Here is a 1,345-nt window from a genome sequence, read left to right as displayed (position 1 = left end):
GGTACTGCACCCCAAAAGTTAGAGTAAAAAAACTAACTTTTGGGGTGATTTTTTATAACTAAATATAATGAAGAATTTAAATTGATGGTGGTTCAAGAATATTTAAGTGGCTCACTAGGATATAGAGCGATAGCGAAAAAATATGGTGTCGGTGCTACACCGTTAAGGAAATGGGTACGTGCTTATCAAGAGTTTGGGTGTAGTGGGCTATCCGTTAAGAAAACGAAGCAGTTTTATTCTGTTCAATTTAAATTAGATGTATTAAGCTATATGAAACGAACAGGTGCTTCTCATCAAGATACTGCAATTCACTTTAAATTGAATGATCCCACTTTAGTTGCTAGTTGGTATCATCGGTTTTTAAAAGAAGGGATAGAGGGCCTGCAAAGAAAACCAAAGGGGCGCCCATCCATGTCTAAGAAACAAAAATCAACAGTGAATAGCCAAGAAAAAACAATGTCACGTGAGGAGCAACTAGAACGCGAAAATGAACTGCTTCGTTTAGAGGTAGCTTATTTAAAAAAGTTGAAGGCTTTTCGAGAGAATCCATATGCCTTCCTCGAAAAGCACAAGCCGCCATCGCCTTCGAACTTAAACAAGAAGGATTTCGATTAAAAGATATTTTAAAACAAGTGGATATTCCAGAAGCAACGTATCATTATCATATCAAACTGATGAGGCAAGAAGATCCAGATTTAGAGTGGAAAGCCTTGATTTTAGAGACTTTCGAACAACATAAAGGGCGATATGGCTACCGCCGAATTCATGGGGAATTAAGAGCGCAAGGACACATAATTAATCATAAAAAGGTACAACGAATTATGAAAAACCTAGGATTGAAATGTGTAAAATTCATACGTAAATCACGCTATAAATCCTACAAAGGAACAGTTGGAAAAGTCGCTAAAAACCTTTTGAATCGTAGATTCAGAACGCCATATGCCCTTCAAAAATTGGTGACTGATGTAACTGAATTTAAATGTACGGATGATGAAAAATTATATTTAAGTCCAATCATGGACTTATATAATGGTGAAATTATTGGGTTTAGTATATCAAAACGGCCAAGCCTAGATTTTGTTTTAGACTCACTTAAACAAGTACTTCCAATCATTCAAAAGTGTGCTGAATATCGGACAACTATTCACTCAGATCAAGGATGGCACTATCAACATAATACATGGGTGAGAACATTAAGGCAGAACAGGATTTTTCAAAGCATGTCTCGTAAAGCAACATGCGCAGACAACGCGGCCATGGAGAACTTCTTTAGCTTATTAAAACAGGAAATGTATTATGGAGAACAATTAATCTCTTACGAAACATTACAAAAGAAAATAAAAGA

The 1,345-nt window shown here is 36.0% G+C and carries 2 protein-coding genes; both read left to right on the top strand.

All coding sequences use genetic code 11. The features are described 5' to 3' along the window. The first annotated feature begins 54 nt into the window (after positions 1–54). A complete protein-coding gene (locus tag EC501_RS18295; RefSeq protein WP_122973765.1) occupies positions 55–615 on the top strand; it encodes a helix-turn-helix domain-containing protein in 561 nt (186 codons plus the stop codon). Next, positions 549–1,345: IS3 family transposase (locus EC501_RS18290; RefSeq protein WP_158599749.1), on the top strand; the 797-nt coding region annotated here is incomplete at its 3' end. The genes EC501_RS18295 and EC501_RS18290, both read left to right, overlap by 67 nt.

It is taken from the genome of Lysinibacillus halotolerans, from assembly GCF_003711845.1.
GTDB classification, from domain to species: domain Bacteria; phylum Bacillota; class Bacilli; order Bacillales_A; family Planococcaceae; genus Ureibacillus; species Ureibacillus halotolerans.
Note: the sequence above shows the minus strand (reverse complement) of the source record. Positions and strands in the feature narration are given on the sequence as shown.